A 25,019-nucleotide genomic window follows, 5' to 3' on the forward strand; every position below is an offset into this window, starting at 1 on the left:
TTCATTGACGGCTATCAAAAAAGTTTGCAGATAATCAGTTACTAAGGTGAACATTGCTTACTTATAGTGACACAAACATGTTTGAACACAATTTACAAATTGCAAAAATATTCAATCAGATTGCAGATATTCTCAGTGTGGAAATCGAGAATAGCTATCGCGTAACGGCTTATCGTCGTGCAGCCAGATTTTTATCCGATTTTAAACAGGATATCAGGGCCTATGTGATACAGGGAAAAGATCTTAAAGCCTTACCCACTATCGGAGCTAGCTTGGCAAATAAGATTATCGAAATACTTGAAACCGAGTCGTGCAATACGCTCACCCAGTTACTAAGAGACGCTCCACTTGGTTTAATTGATTTATTGCATATTCCTGGTTTGGGGCCCTCGCGCATTCATACTTTATACTATGAATTAGGTGTGCATACGCCTGAACAGTTATTAAGGGCGGCGAAAGACAACAAGGTACGGGAGCTTCCTGGCTTTGGGGTTAAAAGCGAAAAGACGCTTATCAATACCCTGGAAGCCAACCTGCGCAATAAACCAAGCTTCAAGCTAGCATTAGCAGCGACCTATGCTGAGCCATTGCTAGCTTATCTGCAGCAATCCGGGATTGTTGAAAATGTCATCATCGCGGGCAGCTATCGACGCCAGAAGGCCTGTATTCATGATATTGATATTCTAAGTTGCACCGAGCAACCTGAAAAGGTGATAGACAAATTGGTGCATTACCCTAAGGTGAGCCAAGTGCTATCGAAGGGCGCTAAGCGCTGCAGTGTTGTTCTGGAGCAAAAAATACAAGTTGATTTACGTACCATTGATAAAAATAGCTATGGCTCAGCGCTCTACCACTTTACTGGTTCAAAATCCCACAATATCGCGCTACGCCAGCGGGCAAAGCAACTTGGGCTTAAAATAAATGAATATGGCGTGTTCAAGGGGAGAAAGAAAATCGCCGGAAAAACGGAATCATCCATTCTAAAAGCCGTTAACTTACCGTGGATCCCAGCTGAATTGCGCGAGAATAATGGAGAAATTGAAGCGGCTGAGAAAAAACAACTGCCAGTGTTAGTTGATTTTAACCAACTTAAAGGTGACATGCATATTTGTCCAACGGTGCCACTCGATCATCAATATATCAACCAGATGACAAGGCAAGCTAGCAAACAAAATTTCAACTTTTTAGGTTTGGCCCTAAGCGCACAGGCGGTTTTGAAGCACACAAAAACTGATCCATACTTCATTGACCAACAGCTAGAATTAATTGACATTATTAATCAAACAAATAGCGTCACACTGTTAAAAACGTTACAGATAGGTATATTGGAAAATGGCACCTTTCCCATGTCAGACTCCACCTTAGCTAAATTTGATGTTGTGATAGCCGTGATTGATGAGCATTTTAATTTGTCGCAAAAAAGGCAAACGGCAAGAATAGTAAAAGCGATGGACAATCCGCATTTTTCTATATTGGCTCAACCAACTGGTGCACTGCTAAAAGAACGTGAAGCCTTCGATGCTGACATGTACAAAATCATCAAGCATGCTAGGCAACAAAGTTGTGCATTAGAGCTTAGCGCTCATCCTGATAGATTAGATCTTTCAGAATTATACTGCCAAATGGCCAAAAGTGAAGGCGTGAAAATATGCGTCAGTTCTTACGCACAACACGTCGCAGAGTTGAATTATTTATCCCTTGGCATTGGTCAAGCGAGACGCGGTTGGCTGGAAAAAGCAGACATTTTGAACACCTTATCTCTGCGCCAAATAAAACGATATCTAGGTAAATAAATACTGCACTAGCACAACAAAATCAAGCTTCCTCACATTCCTTACGCTTATGGTAACAATGGGACTTGTGAGTACCAAGAGCAAATTCCCGCTAAGTTGAAACACGTCAAAAACATGACCTCGGTCAAACCTGTTTCAGATATACACTATACCTTCATACCAACAAGCCGACGATACATCAGTCGAGCCTAGCGCCAAAAGCCTCTTTAGGTTGTTATCTAATAGCAGTTTAATTTGATTGATAGGACATAAGCATATGCGCGAAAAAACTCACTTAGTTTGTCCTGCATGTTGGTGCGTGAATCGTGTTCCACTGGCACTCGTTGAACACTCGCCAATGTGTGGAAGGTGTAATACCAAGTTATTTAATGGTAAACCGCTAAGCCTGTCGTCTTTGAATATCCTGATGTTTTTAGAGCGCAATGAAATGCCAATTGTGATCATTTTTTACGCCCCAAAAAGTGACCCAAAAAAGAATATATCTTTGTCTTATGATTTATGTGCTAGCTTTTTAGAGCCCTATATTCGGCTTGCAAAGGTAAATATTGATAAAGACAAAGAACTGGCCTGGTTGCTAGGTGTAAAAACGACTCCCACTATCACAATATTTCATCATAACCACGAGGTTGCGCGTTCCAATTCGTTAGCAACAACCGAGGATATTGTTAAATGGGTGAAAGATTTTTCCTTGTCCGAATCAAAACCATGAAGTTTAAATATACCGAATGTAAAGTCACTGAATGCTAGCGTGGAAGATATGAATTTATTTATATTTACACAACAACTTCTTTTGACTGGGTGTTTGATTGGCTGGTTGATATTAGTACCCGCGAAGACCAAAAGAGGATTCTTGGTACAGATCTTTATTACCGCCACAACATTTTGGGCAATGCTTTTTTTCACCACCGAGCTCATATCTCTGTAAAATGAATGAGTTAAAAATCTTCGTTTTCCTTTATTTCCTATTGTTAAACCTAATCACCTATCAGCAAAACTAGGAGTTCCGAAAATCCCAACAATAACTTGACCGAAGTCAAATGTATTTGCCACATAAGCGCAATAATGTTCAATGATTAATGTGTTGATGGTGATCGAAAAATGAAAATAAAAGACATTACTGCGATAGCAAAAGAGCGTGGCATCTCTCGTACAAAAATGAGTAAAACACGACTAATTAAGGCAATTCAATTAAATGAAGGTAACTTCGACTGTTTTGCGACCGCGCAATCGGGAATCTGTGACCAGCTCGATTGTATTTGGCGTTCTGATTGCTTTGACTCAGCAAAAGGTAAAGTACATTGATACAACAACATAAAAACAACTCCAAGGAAACTATATCATTACCTTTCGTAAATAGGGGAGAAGCAGGTAGATTATTGGCAAAGCAACTCATGTCCCATGCTGGCCGCCCTGACACCCTAGTGCTTGCATTGCCTCGTGGCGGACTGCCAGTCGCCTTTGAGGTAGCTCAAGCGCTGACGGCTCCACTTGATATTATTTTAGTGCGTAAAATATCAGCCCCATACCAAAGCGAACTCGCGATAGGCGCCGTTGCCGAAGGAGGAATATTCTTTGCTAATTCTTCACTAATTGAATCTCTTGGAGTCAGCGAGCGCGAACTGAACCATCAAAAAAGACTCGCGGAAGATGAATTAAGTAGGCGTACAAAATTATATCGAGGTAGATCAACCGCACCGGATATACATGACAAAGTGGTCATTTTGGTTGATGACGGCCTCGCAACTGGAGCGACTATGTTAGCCGCAATTTCCTCGCTGAAATTACAACTGGCCAGGCAAATTGTAATCGCAGTTCCGGTGGCGTCAGATTCGGCTCTGCAACAGGTAGAAAAGCAAGTTGATGAAGTCATATGCTTGGCTGTTCCGGAGATGTTTCAAGCTGTAGGTAATTGGTATCAGTCTTTTCCCCAACTCAACGATGAACAGGTGCTAAGTTACTTAACTAGGCGCAGTAGCTGAACATACAGCAGACTATCATCTGCTTAATAATAGATTCGCGCAATTGCGTTGCCGGTTATTGCAAGTCATTTACAAGCTCTTTATTAGCGTTTTGATAAGAAAGCCCTGTCTTTTCCACAACATACAATTGCTATATAGTTGAGTAAATTGATGTAGGTCAACTATCTGCTGAGCAAAGTAAATTATGATACTTGTTCCAATCGTTACACTATTTGAGCAGTTAATTGAGTTAAGCTGAAAAATTAAGAACAACTCAATCTGTGGATAAATGGTGTTGTCACTCATTATATCTGGAGTGTCAAATTATGGAACAAACCAAAAAACAAGTGTTTGTGATAGATGACCATGAACTAGTACGACAAGGGTTAAAACAACTAATAAACGGTGAGCCGGATCTGCAAGTTTGCGCAGAAGCCGCCAGTGTGAAAGAAGTATCCAAGTTAAAAAAAACAGTGAAACCCGATCTAGCTATTGTTGATATATCCTTACCTGATGGTAATGGACTTGACTTAGTCAAACAATTGCGCCGCTGGCGTCCCGCAATGCCCATCATAGTGCTGTCAATGCATGATGATGAATTATTTGCCGAACGGGCTCTGAATTTTGGTGCGCTTGCTTATATTAACAAGCAAAATTCGGCGGAAAAATTACTTATAGGAATAAGAGAAGTCCTCAACAATAAAATTTACGTTAGTTCCTTGATTAACGAGAGGTTACTCAGAAGGATTACCGGTAAAACTGATTGTACTTCCCTGTCCCCATTAACGTCTTTATCAGATCGAGAGTTGCAAGTGTTCGAAGGCATAGGTCGATGCAAAAAAACTAAAGTTATTGCTGCAGATCTGAATCTTAGCATTAAAACAATTGAGACATATAAAAGTAATATTAAAAGAAAGCTGAATTTACAATCCGGCGAGGAATTAACTCGGGCCGCCATTCTGTGGTCAGTAGAAAGTTGATAATAGATCATAATAAGTTTCCTACTTTGTGGTGCTCTGGGTGGATAAAAGTGGCATTATTAATTAGTCTCCATAGTTAAAGTTGAAATGCCGTTTATGCCGAATCAAGAAAATAGATCACCCGTAGCTGTTGTTGGCATTGGCGCGTCCGCTGGTGGTCTGGAGGCATTTACAACATTTTTCCAAAACATGCCAAATGACTCCCATATTGCATTTGTTTTACTCCCCCATTTAGCCCCAGATCACCCTAGCATTCTAACCTCTTTGATTGCTAAGCAAACTAGCTTAAGAGTAAATACAATTGTTAATAATATGCCTCTGCTAGGAGACAATGTATATGTCCTGCCACCGGGCAAGCAACTGAGCGTTAAAAATGGGCTGCTTCAACTTAAATCTATAGACCAAAACGAACAGCAGTGGTTGTTAATTGATCGCTTTTTCACTTCAATGGCAATTGCATATGGCGAGCGCTGTATTGCAATAATCATGTCTGGGACAGGTAATCACGGCACCTTAAGTTTCGAAGAAATAAAATTAGCAGGTGGAATGATCATTGCGCAAGATCCGCAAACCACGAAATTTAGCCAAATGCCAGAATGTGCAATTGATACAGGCTTAGTTGACATGGTGCTTGCTCCGGAAAAAATGCCTTCTACCATATTGAGTTACATAAGCCATCCCTATCTAAATATTACTGGCAAAAATGAGACTCTATTAGTCAATGAAAATATCTCGCCGATTTTAGAAATACTTAAGTCAGTTGTGAAATATGATTTTAGCGGCTACCGTAAAAACATGCTGCTAAGGAGGATCCAGCGGCGCATGCATGTAACCGACAGTGCTACTATTAGCGAATATACTCACTACTTATCCAATCACCCTAATGAAGCAAATGCCTTAAGCAATGAATTATTAATAGGTGTGACTGCATTTTTTCGTGACAAAGACGCCTTTTCGGTACTCGAGGAAAGGGTGATACCTGATTTGGTGAGCAACAAAAAAAATGGGGATTCAATTAGAATTTGGGTACCTGCCTGTTCAAGTGGGGAAGAGGTTTATAGTCTTGCTATATTAATTTGTGAAGAAATCGAAAAGCAGCAAAAAGAGTTAGCTATTCATATTTTTGCCAGTGATATCGATAAAGCATCGTTAAATCGCGCCCGTCGAGGCACATACTCCTATGAGGCAATGTCACGAATATCTTCAAGCCGACGGCAACGTTTTTTTCAAAAGACAGATGACAACAGGTATCAAATAATTAATTCTTTACGTGAAAATATAGTGTTTGCCTGTCAAAATATTATTGCAGATGCGCCATTTTCACGGCTCGACTTAATAAGTTGCCGGAACTTTTTAATCTACTTGCAACCAGAACTCCAAAGAAAAGTACTGGACGTGTTTCACTTTTCCTTGAATCCACAAGGTTATTTAGTTTTAGGCCCTTCTGAGTCACTTGGGCAACATAGTGAAAACTATCAAGTTATCTCCAAAAAATGGCGGATATTTCAACATGTCGCCACGAGCAAAAAGAAGCCATTCAATTTGCTGTTAAATGGCGCATTTACCTCATTATCTGGAATTGGAATGGAAGAAAGTCGAACGAAATCATATTTACCTACAAATTTTGCCAATTTGTTTCAACGTGAATTGATTGATGCTTACGCCCCCGCTGCAGTGCTGATCAATCGCGCTTATCATATACTGCAATTTCATGGGCCTGCATCTGACTATCTCGAGTTTCCAAAAGGTGCACCTTCTAATGATCTTTTAACATTGCTCAGAGATGGCTTACGCACTCGAGTACGAACAGCTGTTCATCGTGCCATTGAAGATAAAAGTACCTATATAGATAGTGATGCAAGAGTTAAAATTGAAGGTCATTACAAGCCTTGTATCTTAACTGTTAGACCGATTTCCGACTCCCGTAATAACGAGCAATACTTCTTAATTACCTTTGAAAAAAAGCAGCCACTGAAGATTGACGGTTCGCCATTTGCTGATTCTGCTGAAGTATCCCTTACTGGCTCTCAGGAAACTAACAAGATTATTGAACAACTTGAGTATGAATTAAATGCCACAAGCGATGAGCTGCAAACATCGATTGCAGAGTTAGAGCAATCTAATGAAGATTTAAAGTCTTCAAACGAAGAAGTTATGTCAATGAACGAGGAGCTGCAATCTGCCAATGAAGAATTAGAAACTTCTAAAGAAGAGTTGCAGTCTATGAATGAAGAGCTCAATACGGTTAATACTGAACTTGTTTGGAAAGTTGAAGAACTCGAAAAAAGTCACGACCATGTTAATAACCTTCTCAGTAGTACCGATATAGCCACACTCTTTCTGGATATAGATATGCGAATTATCTTGTTTAATCCAGTGACGACCCAGTTACTCAGTTTACAAAAAAATGATATAGGTCGGCAGATTAGTGACTTTTCTTTTAAATTTGAGGATAAGAGTTTGCTGGATGATTGCAGGCAGGTTATTCAAAATTTATCAGCGATAGATCGTGAAGTATCTTTACAACGCGGAGGAGTCGATGACCAGAAAATATTTTTGCGGCGTATTGTGCCCTATCGTACCGCTAAAAATCAGATTGAAGGTGTTGTAGTCACCTTTACTGATGTCACCCATTTGCACAACCAGCGACGGGAACTTGAGAAAAAGGTTGCGGAGAAAACCAAGGAACAATATTTATACCAAGAGAGCCTCAAGTCTATTATGCAAGTTGCCTTTGAAGGGCTTATTGTATTAGACAAGCAGGGAATAATTACCGATTTCAATGTGGCCGCAGAGAGTACCTTTGGCTATGCTCACAGTGAAATCATTGGTAAGCCACTTAGCCAGTTATTCAGTGAAAAAGACACCTATTCGCTGAATCACTTTTTTCGATCAACAAATAAACGCAAATTTCCTCGAGAATTTACCGGATGTTGTAAAAATGGCAGGCAAATCCCACTGGATTTATTGATCGCTAAGATTGACGATACGGGTTCTTATTTGGCTACTGTGCAAGATTTGACTGAACAAAAAGCCTTAAAAAAAGCGATCGTCGATATTAGCTCCTACGAACAGGAAAAAATTGGAATTGAATTACATGATAGTTTAGGCCAAAAATTAACCGGTATTAGCTTGCTTGCAGGAAATCTCAAACGCCAAATTAATAATGGGGCTGGCGACCTAGGCACGAATATTGATCACATCGTTGGCCAGTTGAGCAATACAATTGGTGATATTCGCAACATTTGCCATGGACTCGCGCCTTTGACCTTTAACCCACAGGGTTTACCAGTTGCATTAAGTGCACTGACCAACCAAATTGAGCAAGCTGGTTTATTGGCAAGTTTCAAATGTGACCCTAGGGTCAAAATCAAAGAACGTGTGGTAGCAATTCAATTTTACCGAATCGCTCAGGAGGCGACTAATAATGCGATTAAGTACGCAAATGCCACTGAAATTGATCTAGAAGTATCCTATAACGAGGGCCGCCCAGCCCTATCTATACGAGACAATGGAAAAGGGTTTGATGTTGGCAAACAACTTAACCAAGGGGGAATTGGCCTTAAAATTATGCGTTATAGGGCATCTGCCATTAATGCTCGTTTAGAAATAAGCTCTACAAAAAAAGGCACTGAAATTAGCTGCAGACTATAGTAGTTCGTCAGGATGTAGCACGGCTTTGCATGCCAAACCTGAAAGCGCTCAGATTTGGTTTTGGATTCACGGATGATTTTTCAGCCAGTTTTATCCTGTAAAATTCTATCCATGCAGATTCGTTTCAAGCTATCCATATCAAGAATTTCAATGGTTCTGTGGTTAACTCTAATAATATTTTCACATTGTAGCTTATTGAGTTGCCTACTAGCTGTTTCGATAGCCATGCCCAAATAATTCCCGAGATCTCTGCGTGTCATACTCAGCGAAAACCTATTATTTTTCAATCCTTCAGCACTTGCAGCATCGGATTGACTGAGTAAAAATGCGGCTAATCGTTGCTCGGCATTGTGATTATTTAAGTCTAACCTTGTATAATATTCAGTCACTAACGCATGGCTAATTTTTTGCAGCAATTGTTTACCTGAATCTTCCGATTCACCTAATACATTATGTAAACTATTAGCATCAATAAAACATATACAACTGGTTTCTAGAATACTAGCCTGGCATGCGTGAACTCCTCGATCGAAGCCATCAAATCCGACTAAATCATTCGGTCTAAGAAAAGCAGAAACCTGTTCTTCTCCATCAGCGGTAATGATACTGGTTTTGGCTGAGCCGGAATGTAAAATATATAATCCTCTAAAATCATCCCCAGGAGAGAATAAAACTTCGCGTCGATGATATATTCTCTGAACTGGTTTAATTGAAGATAATATAAAGCCAGTTCGACTACTTGGCAGAGGAGCAACTGATGACTTGCATGGACAGACACTTTTTATAACACAATTCTGGCATGCTTTAGTTTGTCTAAGCGGTATTATTCTCGACATTGTAATTTCCTGTTACTGACTATCATCAGCTCCTTAAGGAATTGATGACAACAATCCGGATTCAAATAATGACAAAACTAATTCACTTTGTTTATAGGGGATTACCTGATGGGCTTATAGTCAAACGCACATTTTTCGCACAACCTTAGAGTTGGTGACTTACATGGACAGGCACCTTTAGCTTACATTTTGACTTACATGGACAGGCACCTTTAGCTTACATTTTGACTTAAATACTTGCATGGACGGCATGTTAATAAGAGCTCAAACGTTCTGAAAATTCACTCAAATAGCAAGAGATGCCTTGTACTTGAATTACCTAAAAAGGCTAGGCTAGAGTGTCACAGCAAAACTCTCTTTGTCTGACTTCAAATACAAATCAACAATGAGAGGTAGGTGGTCTGAGGCAACTCTCGTTAACTGTGTCCGAGGTACTCTAACCTCTTTGACAATTACATCATTTGGCACAAAAACATGATCAATCCGAGCTATCGGAAAGCGGGGTAAGAAAGTTTTTTTAGGATGATGGCCGATAAGTTGGGTCTGTGCATCATGCAAATATTTTGTGAACAGGTTATAGGCGACTGAGCGCGGAGAAGCATTGAAGTCACCACACAATATGGTAGTGTCTTTTTTTAGTGCCGAATTGCCTAACCATTCATGTCCCATTAGCGCTTTGGCTTGTGCCACTCGCTCCGCGGATTGCAGGCCCAGATGGGTATTAATTATATTCACAATCCGCCCACCTGCGTTAACTGATACACAGATTGCCGCACGTGGCTCACATTTTCTAATTGAATGCCATGTAGGAAGGGCCTCGGCTTTGATTAACTTACCTGGTAAGTGAGTTAAAATAGCATTGCCATAACTTCCTTGCTCAAAGTGCATCGAAGGATGGAAATGAAAATACATATTGAGGTATTCACTGATTATTCTAACCTGATTCACATTAAAGCTTCGCTGTCTGCCAATATCTAATTCCTGCAGAGCGATAATGTCAGGCTTGTATTGAGCTATTACTCGGGCGATACGACGAGGTGAGACTTTTCCATCCATACCTAAACAATTATGCACATTGTAGGTTAGTAGACGAATTTTGTTATTTAGACTGAATACGTACTCAGTAGATGTTTTGACACTTGACCTTCCCAACTTTTGTTTGGCTACTTTATAGAGGTCTTTAGCTCTGAGGAATGTGTGGTCTGCCGATTCAACCTGTGCATCTTTAGGAAGTAAAGCAAATCCGTGGGTCTCAAATTTCCCAGGTCCTGCATGCGCACCGTTTTCTGTAGCAAAACTAACATTTACCTCCTCATTACACCAACCACATAAGACCATCTGCCCAGAGCTCTTATGCTGGCATAGTGCGATCATATCCATACTAACTTCTTCTAAAAAAGGATGAACCGCCCCAAATACACTTTGTTTATCCTTAGGCAGTTGGAACACACCATATTTGGACCATACTTTGGCTTTGTCTTTACCGTCTGCTACTAGCACTAATGGAATGTCACCATAGCTCACCAGCCATTTAGCAATCTTATCACGTTGTGCTAAATCACATAAATCCTGTGAATAAATAAAACCAATTGGGCCAATCGCAGTCACGTGGACATCTTTTTTATGCTCAATTGCAGAGGTGCCAGATTGAGTTAAGAACTTACGTCTCAAGTAATCACTTAGCCATAGAAACCTTTGGGCTTGGACGCCTGTAACGTGACTTGAGGCTTGGACCACAGGAATATCCACTCGTACATTTTCAAAAGCCTTGGCCACAACACTTTCAATTTCATTACCAAATTTTTTAGCGTAGGGGGTGACGGTCTCTTGGCCATGGTCAGAATGTATCCATACTTCATAGTCTCTAGATTGAGAGGTAAAAGCAGCATTTGAAATTCGTGAAATCGCGTCATCGATGCCCTTCAAAGTCCAATGAGCAAACGCTGAATTAGGCCCTCGACGGTGGGATTGTTCATCATAACCCAGCAGATTTAAGTGCACTATCGGTAGCCCTCTGGCAATATCCAATTTAGTCCCAATAACAATAAGCTCGCGCAATAAAATACAAATTCCCACACGCTTAGGGATTTGCAAAAGCTCATTTAAAAAATCTTTCCGCGCAATAATACCTCGGCAGAAATCAATAAAGGCAATGAGAAACTCTAGTGGTAACAAGACCAGCACTCGAATAAAGCTATATAAGTTTAGTATTACAAAGGCAACAATAGCGAAAGGATTCGCATTGTTAAATAAACTGTCCCAACCCATTGATGCTGGACAAAAATTCACTTCCGAAGCCTCACCGGTATAAATATTGGAGTAGGAACTACCTTCTTTTAACAAACCTTCTGCTTGTTTACTTAGCTCTTTTTCAATTTTAATAGCAGCATTGGGCTCATACATACGAACCAATTTTCCATCATCGCGATCAATAAAGCTAAAAGCCGGAACAATACCTTTTACACCATAAAATAACTCCCCTTGAAACGCTGGTGTACTGGAAGGCAATCCTGAATATAGAGAATGTAAAATGTAATGTTCAGAGTGTATAAGTTTGGCAAGATATGGCATTTGATGTTTATTGAATGCATTTCGCAATTCAGCTAAAGACAGCCCGTCTATTTGAATAATGATTAGCCCAGGTTCCGTTCCCTGAGTATCCAATTTAGTACGACACAGCAAGCGCAACAGCCATTCGCTGCGGCTAAATAATAATAAGATTTTCTTAATTGAAAATTCAATTTTATGCAGCACGCATTGCACCCAAATAGCTTGTCATGACTCGCTATTCACTCATTGCATCTGCAGCGGACTGAAGATAATTTCTGATAATTTTAAATTCTGACCGAATTAACGGCAGTAAATCGGCCCAACGTTGTTGCTCTGCTGAACGGTGAACATAATCTTTGCCTAAAAGATCTGTGTATATTTTCAAAGCCGCTTTGGTACTATTTTCAATTGAAAATTGGTTCGCAGTTTTAATGGCTGCCTGTTTGTATTGAAGATTATTTTGTTCCAACTGAGCTTTGAAAAGAAGTAACTCCTTGGCGAAAACATGGTAATTAATATTGGTATCTAGCAGACGCCCATTAACATTATCAATCACCACCTCGCGTACCCCAGGTGCATCCAACGCAAAAACCGGCACTGATGCCGCCATCGCTTCTGTAATCACCATGCCTTGGGTCTCACTTTTAGACGCAAAAACAAACAAGTCTAGCGCACGATAAGCACTGGCAAGCAAAGGTTGTTCTAAAAACCCTAAACTGTGGACTTGAGCCATTACATCAGCGTGTAAAAACCAATCCATCATTTTGGATTGTAAATCGCCAGAGCCAACCAATAAAAAGTGTATTTGTTTATTTTTTTGCATCGCTTGAATCAAGGCTTGAGACAAATATTTTAGGTTTTTCTCTGCTGCAAGACGTCCTATATGGCCCACTAAAAATACATTTTCAGGTATACCCATTGCAGCTCTAAACCCATTCCCACTTCCTACTGAGAAAGCCTTAACGTTGACGCCTGTAGGAACAACACAGATTGATGCAGTAACACCTCTTTGGGCCAGCACCTCGGCAATACTCTGACTGGGTGCAATAACGGCATCACACATATTTGCATATGCAGTTGCCAATTTCATGACAAAGCTTTTCATGACTTGTGAATCACCTGGCACATAATGGGTATATTGCTCGTACATAGTGTGATGTGTAAACACTAGTGGTATTTTGTGAGTCTGTGCCACGCGGATAGCGACAGAACCAACTAGAAACGGGTGATGGGAATGCACTATGTCGGGTTCAAATGCATCTATTTCATCTCCCAAAAAACGGGAAAGTGGGATCATGACTGAAAAATCACTACCATTAAATTTTTGCATTGCTGGTATCCGCAGCACGTGAGGCTCATTCTCCGGCATCTCGCTAAACTCAGGGGCAATAACGAGTACTCTATGTCCTTGTTGCTGATAATGCTTGGTAAATGACTCAATTGAACGGGCCACGCCGCCAACATGAGGAGTAAAAGTATTAGTCATCATCAAAATATTCATATTTGATTCGCAAATTGATGTTGATTAGCGTCCTTTTCGGGCCGCATGGTTGCCCTGCCTGGCAATCGGATTTCTATTTTCGGAGGAAGACCAAACCACTGCGCTTGCCAACTAATGAGCCATTGCTGAGAAACGCCATCAAATGTTAGGGGTTCAATAAGGATCTCTATCTTTCCGAACTCTGTCGCTACAGGGCCAAATTTCATAGGTTGTAACGCATCAAGCCAATCTTGGGAAATCCCCGCCGCTAAAACTAGGCATTCGCTCTCCTCACGAACGAAACTATTCCGCATCATCACTATCCATTCGGCTGCAGCCCACACATGCTGCCCGTCACCCATGCAACCACCTCCAGTGTGAGGATGGATAGCTTCTGGCCACTGCCCAGCGGGAGAGGCCAAACTTGCCACCTTATCAACTAGGTTTTGAAAACGACAATCACCTGCCCGCATCAGCACCTGTGCCATATGCAACGTCAAGTAGGGATTTATACCGGAATGGGTCATATCCTGAAAAAAAGCGTTGTCGTAACAACAGTATTCCAATAAATAATTAGTAGTATCGATTAAGCACGAATCTTGTTCATGACAAAGCTGTAGAGGGAACCCCATTACCAGAGACCCTATGGCCCCTGCGTCTAAACGCCTGTTTGGTGAAGCGGACATAGCATGTTGGTGCTTCCTGTGCTTTGAGGCAGCCAAATAGGTCTTCACTGTAATTAAGTAATTGGTTGCCTTGTTGTAATATACTTCGGCGAGCTCAGGCCGGTTTAGTTTTTTTAACATTGACGAAGCGGAAAATAATCCTGAAATCGCCCATAGATTATCCCAATAATAATAATCATTCGGTCCAAGGTGTTCGGCACTGAATCCAGCAGGTAGCAAGCCCTGATGTCGTTCATCTTGTCTAGATGTTAAGCGTTTATCTAAGATCCAATCAGCCCCTGCAATAATCATTTTTAACCAGCTTTGTTTTGGAGCACTATTGGTTTGCAAACAGAAGCGATCTAATATCCACAAAACCTGACCATTTGAATCCCACTCTCCTTCTTGAGAATGAAAATAACCTGATGCTTTTTGCTTACTGGAAAAGTTGTCAATAGCCTCCTCTGCGCGCGTATGTAAACCAGCGCAGAGCATTGCATTTATAATGAATACCGCATCACGAATCCAAAACCGCTTGTAGGTAAATGGTCCGGGATAAATTTCTTGAGAAGAATGAAGTAGCAAGGTCCGAATGGCCGCATCATACAAGAATGTGTAGGTAGCATTTGGGAGTTGTAAATTACTAATACTTTGCAGGTGATGCTCCCATGAATACAAATTTTTTAACTTCTGGGGTTTTTCTAAAGGAATTTCTAATCTAACAAGGCGCTTGGCCTGCGAGCCTTTCACTTCAAATAAAGCGGCAGCCGTTAGCATGCCAATATGACATTCCCCCTCTAACTGTTGGGCTTGTTCCAGCAAGTGAATAAAGACGTCCCCATGCCGAAAGTCAGATATATGATGCCTGTCGGGAGGCTCACTAAATTTTATACTATGTTGATTATCAATTGTCCAAGTCGATGATTGTGCATCAAATTGCATTTGATAGATGAAGCTAATACCCTCTGGATTATATGGGCGTAGTGCAACAGCGAGCCACGCGGGTTCGTTGCTTTGGGCCTCAATATCAATACTCAAAACTGGTTGATTTAGTTCTGATATGACTTCAACAGTCACCGCTACATTTAGCCCATCATTTTGTGAGATAGTTTTCACGCTTAGGCCTAGGTCAAAATGAATGCTTTGAATCGTAGAGTCACACTTTGAAGGTAATATTGACTTCCCGCTATCTGTTACAAGCCAGAAATCTAACGACCATTTATCAATAAATGGTGTGACCAAACCACGAGGGTCAACAATAGGTAAATTGGCATAATCAGGAAGTCCAACTGCAGTCCAATTGCGATGAGTGAGGTTGATGTGAGTTAACGAAAATGCACGAGGAATAAACGCCTTATTACTTGGGTCAAACTGACACTCAATCCAGTAAGGCCAAACCCAATCGAGGTTGTGCTGTATGACGCGACTGTTAATGAGTCCTCTTGCGTGCATATGGGCACCAGCTCTCAATAATTCAATTGGCTCATTGATTTCTGATGGTTGTAAAAAACGCTGTAACTGCTCAAGTAACACTATTGGATCCAGAAAGCCGTGAGCGCGTGCAAAACGGGTTAGAAAGAATTTCCAAGGCAGCCATGTAAGTCGCATATTAGCAATATCCTATGTATTATCCAGCTTATGTTTCGGATCAATTTCGTTCATAGCTACCTGAGCTAAACGCATGATATAAGCCACCGAGATTAGCAACAAAACAAAGCCTAATATTGACAGTGCCCACATAAAGGGAGAACGCAGCAGTTGTCCACTTGCCAAAAGGGTCAAATCTGCAGCCAATGAACCTGCATAAGTAATCAAAAATGTATTTGGAGCAATTCCTAAAATAGTTCCTATTAGGAAATGCTTAGCAGAAAAATTAGTTAAGCCTAAAAAGTAGTTAGAAAGCTTAAGTGGAAAAAATGGAATTAAACGTAAGACCAAAATGGCTTTCCAACCATGAGCCGATAATTCATTATTAACGAATTGATATTTTTCATGTTTAATTAAGTAATTACGAATTCGCAGGCCAAAAAAGTATCGTGAAATCGAAAACGCACATAAACTGCCTAAACTAGTAGCAATAATGATATAAATTCCACCATTTATTGATCCAAAAAGAAAACCACTACCAAGGGTAAATAAAATGCTAGGTAACAAAAAAATCATTAATAGTAAGTCGATACCAATAAATATTAAGGGAGCCCATAACCCTAATGAGTCAACCCATCTGAGCAATTCCAATACCTCATATTGAAAGCCCATTCCAAACAAAATACCCAATAGTAAAAGCACGAATAAAGCACTTGCCGCAAGCATCATTAAGAATTTACTGGTTTTTAACATTTAGTTTTGCTCATTTAAGCAACTGCAAAAATATTCGTGCTTGATAATATCGGGACTGAGTAAATTAAAATTGACGTGCGTCAAATAGCATTAATATTGATATGCGGACAGGCACCACTACGATTTTGATGAAACTGATACGCGGAAAGGCATCTTTACGCAGGTGTTACATGGACAGGCACCTAAATAGGGCAAAAACTGTACTACCTCTTACTTTCCAGTGTTTATACTGTCTAAATGGCGATTATTAAGGAATAGACATGCCTCTTGCTAGAAAAAGACAAATAAGTTTAACTGATACAACTTATTATCGTTGTATTTCAAGATGCGTCAGACGAACTTTTTTGTGTGGCACAGATAAAATTAGTGGTAAAAGTTTTGAGCATCGCAAGCAATGGATTGAGGATAGATTTCTGTTTCTGTGTACCACTTTTGCTATTGACGTGTGTGCCTATGCAATTATGAGTAATCATATACATGTTGTACTGCATGTTGATTGTGACGCACCTCAAAATTGGTCAGACAAAGAGGTTGTTAGGCGATGGCAAAAACTGCATAAAGGAACCTTGCTCATTCAGCAGTTCGCGCAGTCAAAACTCGAATCGGTAGGACAGGATGAATTGCCTACTCTAAAATCTAGTATTGAAGTGTACCGTAAACGATTGTTTGACATTAGTTGGTTTATGAAGGAATTGAACGAGCCAATAGCACGCCAAGCCAACGCAGAGGATCAATGCACAGGGCACTTTTGGGAAGGGCGATTTAAATCACAAGCTTTGTTGGACAAGCATGCATTAGCAGCTTGCTTGGTATATGTTGACCTAAATCCAATCCGAGCAAAGCTAGCTTCGACAATAGACAATTCTGAACATACCAGTATCAAACGGCGCATACTAGATCTAAAAAAAGGCTGTCAGACTCAAACACTTATGCCCTTTGTAGGTCATCAAACTCAATCTAAAGGTCTGAATTTCGACTTACATGATTATATTCAATTAGTGGAACTAACAGCTGGCAGTATTAATTCTCAGAAACACCTTGGTGTTGATTTTAATCAATCGCCTATAATAAAGCGTCTAGGCCTAAACGAAGAAAATTGGTCACAATTAAGCCGCGGGTTTGAAAAATTTTTTAGCGTCGCTGCAGGTCAAACAATGTCTATGGAACAGTATAAGGAATCGACCAACCGAAAGAAGATGAAAAACATACGAAAATCACTACTTTTTAATTAAGTCACTTCATTTATCACCACGTAAGTACGGGTCTATATTTCCAACCAGCTGAAGAGAAAGAACCGAATAATTCTACCTGCAACAATTAAAAATAGCGCTTCCAGCGCAGCCTCTTTTTATTGTAGGCAGAAACTAAAAACCAATCTTGTAAAAATTTCCACATGCAAAATACGTGTTTAATGCCTTTCTCCGGATTGATTAGTGTCTGTCCATGAAAGTTCGTGTTTCTCTGGATTGATTAGTGCCTGTCCATGAAAGTTCGTCCATGAAAATTCTGTCCTTGAAAGTTACTTCATATGGGTTAGTGCCAACGGCGCTAAAAATTTAATGATTTGCTCGGTTCCATCTTCTGAAAGCACGCCAATATGAAATAAAATTTCGCCGTCACTCTCCACATAAATTGCCGATGGCTGCTGGATTACATGGACTAGATTCTTAGTCATTATTTGCAGTGCATTGTCTTTGCTATCAAAAGTAATACCATTAAGTAATAACGATTTGGATTGAACCTGTGAGCCTAGTTCAAGGCTATCAACTTCTATTTCAATTTTTCTACCTGAAAACTCCTTACTAAGCTGATTGAAATAGTCAGACCATTGTGTGGCTTCAATCTTGTTCGTAGTCATAAGAATCTCCTCTTTGATTTATTTCATTGCTAAGTTCGTTACTCATTAACTTTACAATTTCACTGAATTCTTCCGACAATATTGGCAACGAATCGTCAATACTAAATATTCCTACCAAGTGCCCCTCATGATCTACTACAGGTGCTCGTCTAACACCGAAATAGCGTAGATGATTCAAAGCATCTCTTAATTCTTCAGATTCACTAATACTAACCAAATCTGAACTGACAATATCTAAAGCGGTTAGGGTTGCTGCATCTATATTTGCTGCTAATACTTCAACTACTAAATCCCGATCAGTGATAATGCCGACAGGCTTAATTTTCCCATCTGTGCCATCTATTATAATTACCGAGCCTACATGCTGAGTCCGCATTAGTTTGGCAACATTTAACAATGACTCACTTTGTGAGGCATATATGAATCTTTTCTCGCAAATATCGCCGACTCGCATAATTGAATTCCAAAGTGATTTATAATTTTATGTTAAATCGCTTGGATTAGTTAAGTTTGACTCAAATCAAATAAATGTGTGTTTAGCCTTCGATTTTGAATATTTGTTAGTCTCAGAATGTTGCCACTTCCGCATTGTCAAAATGGCGATTTTGATGATGTATATATTCTACTTTGCGTTCTAGGGACTGAATAATCAGTTTACCAAAATTTAGCTTATGCAGGCGTTCACACCCTACTAATCCTCCGGGGCTAAAGACATTAATTTCCATCAATTTGTTATCAACAATATCTAAACCTGACAAAAACATTCCGTCTCGTATCAGTTTGGGTCTAATGATTTCTGCCAACTCAAGAATGGCAGGAGTGATTTTTGCTTTTTTTGCTATAGCACCAGAACTTAAATTACTGCGCATGTCCTCTTCATTTGAACGAAACCGATGAATTGCAGCATAATTACCGTCAACCACTAATGGCTTGCCGTCTAGCAGAAATAAACGGACATCACCATTTTTAGCTTCTTGTAAGTATTCCTGAGCGATGATAAACCCATCCTGTGATACGGATTCTATAATCTGGTTTAAATTGGCATGCTCTTGTGGTTGAATTAAAAATACATTCCGTCCTCCTGAGCCTGATAACGGTTTCAGTACCGCATATCCCCTTTCTTGCTTTATAAAGTGCTTAATATCGTCGGCGTTTCGCGTGATGATTGCTCGCGGACGGACTTCCTCGGGGAAATACTGCAGATACATTTTGTTGACAGCTTCGTTGAGTCCCATTGGATTATTTAACACCAACACGCCATGGCGCATCGCCAGACGACCAAAATTAATACCCGCCAGCCGCGCCCAAGGCCGGTTATTGGCATCCTCAGCTGGGTCATTTCTTAGCATTAAAACGTCTAGCTGATCTAGTGTAATGGTTTGCTGAAAAGCTTTTTTACTGTGTAAATTTTTGAGGTAGGTGCTGCAATTTCGATAGGTTTTATCCGTTACTCTTACCGCTTTGGCATAAACGTAATCCTCTACTGCATAAGAAAGCTGCTCGAGACTGATATACCAGACTTCATGTCCCATGTTAGTGGCAGTCATTGCAATTAATGTGGTGCTATAGTTAACTTTTTCCGTATATATATCATTTACTAACAATCCCAACTTCACTATCTATCTCCATTTACCAAATCAGTAAAAGTATTTATTTCTCTCAGGTTATTAATTCTTTTGGGGTACATTTTGTCGAGCAAAAAATGTGGTACTACTAAGGATTCTTTTAACATTTTTCGCCACCTGAGTTCATCCACTAAAGAAAGGTGCTTTAAGGCAATTTTACCAATGAAGAGAATGCCTATGTCTCCACCATTTTTTAAGTATTCAGTAGCCTGCAACAAACCTTTAAGATAGATAGCATCCTTTGTAAACCCTCCACCACGAAACACTCTCATGCTAATTCGAAATGCATTTTCAGGGCTAAAATCATACTCAAGGTGCAGCATAGTAAACACCTCGATAAAATCTGCTCCTTGAATGCACGCATGAACTGCAGATACTCTTGCAGCGATAGTTCTCAATCTACTGGCATGAAGTTGCCCCACTAAATACTCAGACAACACCGCCAATCCTTCTTGTAAAGGCTCATAGTCCTGCATACCCGAATGAAACTGCTGAAACGGCTGCGCACTACCATTGAAATGAGTAACCATATGGGTGCCAATTTCGTGTGCCAAGGTCGCGTCCACGGTATTTTGTGAAAAAACAGCGGCATGGCCTATCATTAATTTACCGTTGGACACCAGCACGCCAGGAATATCTGTACGCAACTCAACCTCATAACAAAATTCAGCGTGTTGCTGTTGATAACGTTTAATCAAAGCTCGTGCTCTATTGGCGAATTCATCAGCTGAAACTCTAGGGCTTTGCTCACTTTCTGTTGATACATCCAAATTTTGCAAAATCAATCTTGCAGCTAACAGTAGTGAGCTATCTACTCCACCATACACTTGCATGCTTCCATATAAGAAGTTAGCCGTACCGCGATCATCTATCATACTTAGCAGGCGACTTATTTCATCGCGCTGGGTTTGAAAAATATGTACTAATGTAGGGTCTTCTAATTGCTCAATTTCAATTGCATATAATTGACGTTTAAGTAGATCTGGATCTATTGGACGAGGACGGTATTTAAACGTGGGAATTTTACGATAACTATTATCACTAAAGTCTTGCCACGCCTCATCTGAGTTTACCGGTGTAACATGAAACAAGATATCAAACTGGTCTTTAACCGAAGCAATTTTTTTATCTATCTCAAGTACTTGGGGTGTAATAGAGCGATGCCCAAGTTCATGAAAATGCGCCGGGGCATGGCTGGTATACTGCCGAATGAAAGCAAAAAAGGTTCTGCGTAGCGCTTTAGTCAAACCGGCTTGAAGCAACCTTAATTGGTAAGGCAAAACACGGCCTTGCTGCCTAAATACAGGACTAACCGCTAAACCCAGCCAATATTGATGGGAAGTGCTAGATTGAATTTTAGGTAGCAAAACTGACATATTTTCAGCATGAGGTTGACCCGCATAATCTAGGCTCAGTTGTATGTCAATTTCACCTAAATCAATATCTAATAAGGCATTTTCCATTTCTTCGAGAATATCTAGCGGCGGATTGCGCTCAGAGGTTTTAATATCAAATTGCAGTTTGGCATGGGATTCAATATCGGAAATAGTGGATCTCGAAGTCCACATTTCGAAAAATAAAAAACTGCCAAATAGTTTTTGCAACTTATTGGCTATCTGCTCAAGTAGGAGCCGTAAACAAGGGTGATTTGCATCCTGCTCTCTTACAATGATATAGCTGGCTTGGCCGAGCAATAAATGGGCCGTTTTTTTGTCTTCAACATCATCTGGTTTTCGATAAATACACATAAACGGCAAACGTCTATCGATATGTAACCTTCCCCAAGGCGAAAACATACGTTTAACCGGACCTTCGCTATCCAAGGCGTTGCACACGTTTTGAATAAATTGCTCATCAATCTTGGCATTTTTAGTAGTCATAACCGTTGCAACTCCTCCGCAATACCAGGCAGAGTCGATTTCAAAGCGTCTACGAGTAAGTGCAGTATCTTAATGTCTACTCTACCAGTCCACTCATCTATAAAGATTTTCTTTAATTCAATTGAAAGAACACAACCACTTTTCGGAAAATGCGTGTGGACCCATAAAGCAAACTGACGTCCTCTAAATTTAATGTTTTCACGCACATCTAGATGTCCCCCTAAGTAGTCGAATGCTCTGAGGTCCCGGATAAAATGAGCAACCAAATCAGCCCATCTATCATGATCCATAGAGCCTGTACCTATATTGATGTCGGGATTGTCAATTGGATCTGCAGGAGCTTCATTCGGTCCGTTTCGACGATAGTTGTAACTGTGTATATCGAAAACCACAAATTGACCGTACTCAGTTTCCAACTGCGTGAGCAATGATTTAGTTTTTGCGTAAAAAAGGTCAAATTCACGTAAAGAACGCTCGATCATTTTCTTATCCGGTGGATGCTCCCAAACCTGTAAACCCCAAGCGTTTTCGGGCGATACATAAACCGCTTCATCGCGAGGTCGATTTAAATCGACCTCAAATCGTGAACGAATCGGAATAATTCTATTTTCGACCACCTTGGTGAAAACATCCGTGTAAGGATCTTCTTCCCTGAGTCTATCAGCCTCTTCGAGGGCTAGTATACTTTCCAGTTCTGCTCTTATTTCGTGCCCTGCATGGACTGCAGTTGCCAACACAGGACCACTACCTCTATGCACCGACCAAAGCGGTAAAAAATTAGATTGATTCAAAGCGCATCCCCCACTCGTTGGAAACTCAACCTGCCGAATAATCTTTTTAGAATATGGCAAGTCAATACCTTCAGGATATTAAATGAGTAGTTACCTACAACTTTGACCCTGCTCAAGTTTCGAACAATTAATGGCATGAACAGAGCCATAGCCTATTGTTAAGCTATAAACTCATAGGAATACCTCTGAGAAAGTATTTTTTCGGTGCTCCCCTCAATCATTTTCTGCAGAAAATAACGCTCTATCTTGATAATCACCTAGCTAATTTTTACAAGTTACAATATTTATGCTTAAATTCGGGTAATTTTATGGTCGTAATTAAATTTCAAAGGACTGATATGCCAAAGTCACTTAGCGCTGTTTTTGTGCTGTTTCTATTCAGTTTATTTTCCCAAAGTCATAAAACTCTCGCTAACTCACTCACCCTTCAGGATTTTTTAGCCAAACCTGGTCTAATTTCAGCGAACATTTCCCCCAATGGCAAGCATGTTGCTACCGTTTGGAACCTAGAAGATCAGCGCACCGTAATGATTTACGACCTCGATGAGAACCAAGTGGTCAACAAATTTGGCGATAATATTATTCGTCCTTATTACGCATCTTGGGCAAATGACGAACGTCTATTAGTGAAGTTATTAGTCCCATATAAAACCTCTCAGGTCAGACGTGATGCTCGGACCAAAGATGATTTTGATATAGACGATTACTTCATGTTTGGTCGCATCGTGTCCACCGATATCTTAGGCGATAGTTTGGTAGAACTGATGAACGATGAACGTTCAGCCAAGCGTAACGTCAACCTTGCCCGTATTCCACATTATTTGCCTAATGACAAAGCGCATATTTTGATGTCGTCGATTCGCAATGAGCGACTCTCTCTTTTCAAAGTCAACGTGAACACTGGACAATCTGATTTGGTTGTCACCGCCGGCAAATTCACTATCGCTTTTATAAATGACGACAATGGCAAAGTGTTGTTCCGTTACGATTATAAACCCATCGCTAAACTACTTGAGATATTTGAATATACAGATGAGAAAGACTGGAATCTTGTCGATGAATTTTATTTTGATGAAGACGACGAAAGCAAAAACAAGATTGAATTAGAAGATTTAGTTGGCCTTTATGAAGGTAAATTGGTTTATCGTAAGCTTAACGATGAATCAGGCTATCATGAACTGTTAACCTTAAATGAAGGTAAGCAAGAAGTGCTAGTGAGCGTTCCAAACAAAGATATCGTCGGTGTCTTGACCAAAGGTATCAACAATGAAGTAATTGGTTATCGCACCCTTACGGACATATATCGTTCCCACTATTTTGATAAGACACGTCAAGCCAAATATGATGCGGCAGCTAAACATTTTGAAGGGGAAAACTTCTACTTCAGCAACATTTCAGAAAATGGAGAGCGCGCCGTTATAAAATCTTTCGGTCCGAATAACCCCGTAACCTATTTCACCTATGAAATGACAACAGATACTATGACTCCGCTGAGCTATTCCTTCGCCAGCCTACCAAAAGAAAAGCTAGCCACAGGTTTAAAAATTCAATATTTAGCCCGTGATAAAACCCTAATCAATTCATATATTTTACTCCCCAACGAATTCGATGGGTCGATTGCTATGCCTTTAATTGTCATGCCTCACGGAGGACCCCAAGCAAGAGATTTCCTAGGTTACGATGATTTTGCTCAATTTATTGCCACCCGTGGCTATATCGTGGTGCAACCGAATTTCCGCGGCTCAACCGGTTATGGTAAAAAGTTTGAAGAAGCCGGTTACAAAGAGTGGGGCGGCAAAATGCAGGAAGACTTAGAAGATCTAGTGACCTTTTTAGTTAGTGAAGGCTTGGTTGATAAAAAACGGGTTTGTATCATAGGAGGCTCGTATGGCGGGTACGCCGCACTCATGGGTCCGGTAAAAACCCCCGACATGTATCAGTGCAGTGTCAGCATCAACGGCGTGACTCACCTGCCTGATCAAGTCGAGTTTGATTTAGACAAGTTTGAATCTGCGAGACTGCAAACTTATATCAAAGATAGTATTGGCGATCCGGCCACCGACATGGCCATGTTAAAAGCACGCTCTCCGGCGTTACATGCAGACAAAATCACCATCCCAGTGCTGCTTATCCATGGCGACGAGGATGAAGTCGTACCTTATGATCAGTCTGAAATGATGTTCGATGCATTAGAAGATCAGGGTAAATGGGTACGTATGATCACCTTAAAAGAAACCGGACACAGTGCATTCAAATATAAGCAAGACATCGAAGATATCTACACTGAAGTGGAGTCATTCTTAGCTGAATTTCTGCCCACTAATAAACAGTTAAAAGAAAAAAATCAAAGTACTCAGAGCCCATAGAGAATTATCTCCTCAGGTTGGCTATTGATTCCTTTCACAGCCAATCTGAGAGATACACGAATTTTGGTCAAACACTACAGCATCAAGATTTAACCAACCCGTTAGTTTAAAGCGACCCAGTACTGATACTTTAGACGATAAAGCGTCGTGAGATGTTCGTTTTAATAAATTATCTGATTTGGAATTTTGCGCTCTAGTAGCGGATGTCATATTACTGTTCATTCTTTTTTCACTCCGAAAAAG

18 protein-coding genes are annotated in these 25,019 nt (G+C 40.4%); 8 read left to right on the top strand and 10 right to left on the bottom strand.

Going from position 1 to position 25,019, the window contains the following annotated elements; genetic code table 11:
• The first annotated feature begins 77 nt into the window (after positions 1-77).
• The 6 genes from QR722_RS17835 to QR722_RS17860 all read left to right on the top strand — a co-directional run bounded on the left by QR722_RS17835 (position 78) and on the right by QR722_RS17860 (position 8,385).
• Positions 78-1,793 carry a DNA polymerase/3'-5' exonuclease PolX gene (locus QR722_RS17835; RefSeq protein WP_286284325.1) on the top strand — a complete coding sequence of 572 codons (1,716 nt, stop codon included), beginning with the start codon at positions 78-80 and terminating at the stop codon, positions 1,791-1,793.
• Positions 1,794-2,049: 256 nt separating this feature from the next.
• Positions 2,050-2,502, top strand: a complete 453-nt coding sequence (locus QR722_RS17840; protein ID WP_286284326.1) for a thioredoxin domain-containing protein — start codon at positions 2,050-2,052, stop codon at positions 2,500-2,502.
• 389 nt (positions 2,503-2,891) lie between these two features.
• Positions 2,892-3,095, top strand: coding sequence for a hypothetical protein (locus QR722_RS17845; protein WP_286284328.1), 204 nt, complete (start codon positions 2,892-2,894; stop codon positions 3,093-3,095).
• A 74-nt stretch (positions 3,096-3,169) separates the two neighbouring features.
• The gene (locus QR722_RS17850) at positions 3,170-3,772 is read left to right on the top strand and encodes a phosphoribosyltransferase (protein WP_286284329.1); all 603 of its coding nucleotides are present in this window, start codon (positions 3,170-3,172) and stop codon (positions 3,770-3,772) included.
• A gap of 305 nt (positions 3,773-4,077) precedes the next feature.
• A complete protein-coding gene (locus QR722_RS17855; RefSeq protein WP_286284330.1) occupies positions 4,078-4,731 on the top strand; it encodes a response regulator transcription factor in 654 nt (217 codons plus the stop codon).
• A 96-nt stretch (positions 4,732-4,827) separates the two neighbouring features.
• Positions 4,828-8,385, top strand: a complete 3,558-nt coding sequence (locus QR722_RS17860) for a CheR family methyltransferase (protein WP_286284331.1) — start codon at positions 4,828-4,830, stop codon at positions 8,383-8,385.
• An 80-nt stretch (positions 8,386-8,465) separates the two neighbouring features.
• Here the strand turns inward: QR722_RS17860 and QR722_RS17865 are convergent, their stop codons facing one another.
• The 5 genes from QR722_RS17865 to QR722_RS17885 form a co-directional block, all read right to left on the bottom strand.
• The gene (locus QR722_RS17865) at positions 8,466-9,221 is read right to left on the bottom strand and encodes a helix-turn-helix domain-containing protein (protein WP_286284332.1); all 756 of its coding nucleotides are present in this window, start codon (positions 9,219-9,221) and stop codon (positions 8,466-8,468) included.
• 333 nt (positions 9,222-9,554) lie between these two features.
• Complete coding sequence (locus QR722_RS17870) at positions 9,555-11,975, bottom strand: endonuclease/exonuclease/phosphatase family protein (protein WP_286284333.1); 2,421 nt, start codon at positions 11,973-11,975, stop codon at positions 9,555-9,557.
• 31 nt (positions 11,976-12,006) lie between these two features.
• Positions 12,007-13,260 carry a glycosyltransferase gene (locus tag QR722_RS17875; protein WP_286284334.1) on the bottom strand — a complete coding sequence of 418 codons (1,254 nt, stop codon included), beginning with the start codon at positions 13,258-13,260 and terminating at the stop codon, positions 12,007-12,009.
• Between the two features lie 8 nt (positions 13,261-13,268).
• Complete coding sequence (locus tag QR722_RS17880; RefSeq protein WP_286284335.1) at positions 13,269-15,524, bottom strand: hypothetical protein; 2,256 nt, start codon at positions 15,522-15,524, stop codon at positions 13,269-13,271.
• A 12-nt stretch (positions 15,525-15,536) separates the two neighbouring features.
• On the bottom strand, positions 15,537-16,256 hold the full coding sequence (locus tag QR722_RS17885; protein WP_286284336.1) for a TVP38/TMEM64 family protein: 720 nt from the start codon (positions 16,254-16,256) through the stop codon (positions 15,537-15,539).
• A 260-nt stretch (positions 16,257-16,516) separates the two neighbouring features.
• On the opposite strand from QR722_RS17885, the gene QR722_RS17890 reads away from it, so the two are divergent.
• A complete protein-coding gene (locus QR722_RS17890) occupies positions 16,517-17,488 on the top strand; it encodes a transposase (RefSeq protein WP_286284337.1) in 972 nt (323 codons plus the stop codon).
• Positions 17,489-17,775: 287 nt separating this feature from the next.
• On the opposite strand, the gene QR722_RS17895 is transcribed toward QR722_RS17890, so the two are convergent.
• The 5 genes from QR722_RS17895 to QR722_RS17915 form a co-directional block, all read right to left on the bottom strand.
• Entirely contained in the window at positions 17,776-18,114 is a 339-nt protein-coding gene (locus tag QR722_RS17895) for a DUF5335 family protein (RefSeq protein WP_286284338.1), read from the bottom strand.
• Positions 18,095-18,568: a CBS domain-containing protein gene (locus tag QR722_RS17900; RefSeq protein ID WP_286284339.1), complete on the bottom strand. Its 474-nt coding sequence runs from the start codon at positions 18,566-18,568 to the stop codon at positions 18,095-18,097. Before QR722_RS17900 ends, QR722_RS17895 begins: the two co-directional genes overlap by 20 nt.
• Positions 18,569-18,680: 112 nt before the next feature.
• Positions 18,681-19,724: a glutathione synthetase gene (locus tag QR722_RS17905; RefSeq protein ID WP_286284340.1), complete on the bottom strand. Its 1,044-nt coding sequence runs from the start codon at positions 19,722-19,724 to the stop codon at positions 18,681-18,683.
• A gap of 5 nt (positions 19,725-19,729) precedes the next feature.
• Positions 19,730-21,619, bottom strand: coding sequence for a peptidase MATCAP family protein (locus QR722_RS17910; protein WP_286284341.1), 1,890 nt, complete (start codon positions 21,617-21,619; stop codon positions 19,730-19,732).
• A complete protein-coding gene (locus QR722_RS17915; RefSeq protein ID WP_286284342.1) occupies positions 21,616-22,410 on the bottom strand; it encodes an N-formylglutamate amidohydrolase in 795 nt (264 codons plus the stop codon). The genes QR722_RS17910 and QR722_RS17915 overlap by 4 nt, the downstream gene beginning before the upstream one ends.
• 338 nt (positions 22,411-22,748) lie before the next feature.
• On the opposite strand from QR722_RS17915, the gene QR722_RS17920 reads away from it, so the two are divergent.
• Positions 22,749-24,776 carry an alpha/beta hydrolase family protein gene (locus QR722_RS17920; protein WP_286284343.1) on the top strand — a complete coding sequence of 676 codons (2,028 nt, stop codon included), beginning with the start codon at positions 22,749-22,751 and terminating at the stop codon, positions 24,774-24,776.
• Positions 24,777-25,019: the final 243 nt, after the last annotated feature.

Source organism: Aliiglaciecola sp. LCG003 (assembly GCF_030316135.1).
Lineage (GTDB): Bacteria > Pseudomonadota > Gammaproteobacteria > Enterobacterales > Alteromonadaceae > Aliiglaciecola.

Excerpts from the sequence above, each read along its gene's own strand:
- QR722_RS17845 (WP_286284328.1), top strand. The coding sequence starts at position 2,892 with ATGAAAATAAAAGACATTACTGCGATAGCAAAAGAGCGTGGCATCTCT.
- QR722_RS17920 (WP_286284343.1), top strand. The coding sequence starts at position 22,749 with ATGCCAAAGTCACTTAGCGCTGTTTTTGTGCTGTTTCTATTCAGTTTA.
- QR722_RS17880 (WP_286284335.1), bottom strand. The coding sequence starts at position 15,524 with ATGCGACTTACATGGCTGCCTTGGAAATTCTTTCTAACCCGTTTTGCA.
- QR722_RS17910 (WP_286284341.1), bottom strand. The coding sequence starts at position 21,619 with ATGACTACTAAAAATGCCAAGATTGATGAGCAATTTATTCAAAACGTG.
- QR722_RS17860 (WP_286284331.1), top strand. The coding sequence starts at position 4,828 with ATGCCGAATCAAGAAAATAGATCACCCGTAGCTGTTGTTGGCATTGGC.
- QR722_RS17890 (WP_286284337.1), top strand. The coding sequence starts at position 16,517 with ATGCCTCTTGCTAGAAAAAGACAAATAAGTTTAACTGATACAACTTAT.
- QR722_RS17895 (WP_286284338.1), bottom strand. The coding sequence starts at position 18,114 with ATGACTACGAACAAGATTGAAGCCACACAATGGTCTGACTATTTCAAT.
- QR722_RS17885 (WP_286284336.1), bottom strand. The coding sequence starts at position 16,256 with ATGTTAAAAACCAGTAAATTCTTAATGATGCTTGCGGCAAGTGCTTTA.
- QR722_RS17875 (WP_286284334.1), bottom strand. The coding sequence starts at position 13,260 with ATGATGACTAATACTTTTACTCCTCATGTTGGCGGCGTGGCCCGTTCA.
- QR722_RS17855 (WP_286284330.1), top strand. The coding sequence starts at position 4,078 with ATGGAACAAACCAAAAAACAAGTGTTTGTGATAGATGACCATGAACTA.
- QR722_RS17835 (WP_286284325.1), top strand. The coding sequence starts at position 78 with ATGTTTGAACACAATTTACAAATTGCAAAAATATTCAATCAGATTGCA.
- QR722_RS17865 (WP_286284332.1), bottom strand. The coding sequence starts at position 9,221 with ATGTCGAGAATAATACCGCTTAGACAAACTAAAGCATGCCAGAATTGT.
- QR722_RS17840 (WP_286284326.1), top strand. The coding sequence starts at position 2,050 with ATGCGCGAAAAAACTCACTTAGTTTGTCCTGCATGTTGGTGCGTGAAT.
- QR722_RS17900 (WP_286284339.1), bottom strand. The coding sequence starts at position 18,568 with ATGCGAGTCGGCGATATTTGCGAGAAAAGATTCATATATGCCTCACAA.